The organism is Bradyrhizobium sp. Ses1 (assembly GCF_059512365.1).
Window position 1 is genome coordinate 1 of sequence record NZ_JCAMOQ010000178.1, and the last position, 1,062, is coordinate 1,062.

Consider the following 1,062-nt stretch of genomic DNA (forward strand, 5'->3'; position numbering starts at 1 on the left):
GCGAGCTTAGCGCCAGCGTCGGGGCGCCAGGACCACACGACTTCGCCGTCCGTGATGCGCGTGCTCGTCAGTCACACCCATCTCGTCCACCGCATCTCACCGCAACGTTCGTGACGATCGCGACCCGCCCCTCATCCGCCGTGAGACGCGCCGAGTTAAATCACTGATTTGCCCGACGGGTTAAGCGGTTTATTTTTCGTGCGAGGGCTGGACGAGGCAAATCCTGTTGGAATCGCTTGCATAATTCGTCTCACCGCGCACGCGACGCTGGAAGCGGCGACAAATCTGAAAGCGGGCGGCAACCGCCTTGGCGCGCTGCCGTCCGCAAATCGATCAATGTCGTCACTACCGATATCCATAGGGATACTGACCCGGGCAGACCCAATTGCCGTAGGTGTCATAGGAGCAGTTGTTGTAGCCGCTGCCGTAGTAGCCGTAGGCCCCGGCTGCGGCGGCTCCGACCGCTGCCGCACCCAGACCATAGGCCGCTCCTGTCCACGCCCCACGATAAGCCGCATTGCCATAAACCCCTCGGGCAACCGGCCGCCCCGCTATTGGCCGATACCCGTATCCACGTCCGGCGACCCCGTATCCGCCGACGCGCCCGGCATGAACAGCCCCGCCCCGGAACTGAGCGCCGCGCATGCCGCCGCCATGAAATCCACCGGCACGGAGCCCTCCACCTCCACCACGGCGGGCAAAAGCGTCATCTGGAACCAAACTGGCAGCGACAAGAATGGCTGCCGCGAAGCCGATGAGACCGTAACGAGCCATGGGCATCCTCCCGATTGTGGAGTGCCGTCGATCCGATAGCTCCGGCAGAGATGCCCGCGCCAAAGGGGGACCAGCACCATCAACAGTTTTCGTTGCGAGCCTGCATTTCGTTTGACTTAGATCAAAGCCTTCCACGAGTTCACCGCCCCATCCGCCGAGCTTGATCCAGATCAAAACGCCCCGAGGTTCTTACGAAATCGTTCATCGTGGAGGGCTAGGCTGTGTGGACTCTTGGGATTCTCAAATCAGACGGAACGTGATTCAAGGCTTTCTTTTAGGAGGAAGCCT

The 1,062-nt window shown here is 61.2% G+C and carries 1 protein-coding gene; it reads right to left on the reverse strand.

Annotation, left to right across the window (positions count from 1 at the left end):
• Positions 1-345: 345 nt before the first annotated feature.
• Complete coding sequence (locus tag AC5ZG5_RS46220) at positions 346-774, reverse strand: hypothetical protein (protein WP_130228064.1); 429 nt, start codon at positions 772-774, stop codon at positions 346-348.
• Positions 775-1,062: the final 288 nt, after the last annotated feature.